The sequence below is a fragment of the Neobacillus niacini genome, assembly GCF_023715415.1.
In the GTDB taxonomy this organism is placed as follows: Bacteria; Bacillota; Bacilli; order Bacillales; family Cytobacillaceae; genus Neobacillus; species Neobacillus niacini_C.
In genome coordinates this window covers 1-227 of sequence record NZ_JAMBOB010000111.1, presented here as the reverse complement: position 1 = coordinate 227, position 227 = coordinate 1, and the positions used below count along the sequence as shown (strand labels likewise).

Genomic DNA, 227 nt, shown 5'->3' with positions numbered 1-227 from the left:
TTTCACTCCCCTTCCGGGGTGCTTTTCACCTTTCCCTCACGGTACTGGTTCACTATCGGTCACTAGGGAGTATTTAGCCTTGGGAGATGGTCCTCCCAGCTTCCGACCGGATTTCTCGTGTCCGGCCGTACTCAGGATCCACTCAGGAGGGAACGAAGTTTCAACTACAGGGTTTTTACCTTCTATGACGGGCCTTTCCAGACCGCTTCATCTACCCCGTTCCTTTG

Annotated in this window: 1 rRNA gene; it reads right to left on the bottom strand. The window is 53.3% G+C overall.

Annotation, left to right across the window (positions count from 1 at the left end):
* Positions 1-227, bottom strand: a 23S ribosomal RNA gene (locus M3189_RS26800); the annotation flags it as partial.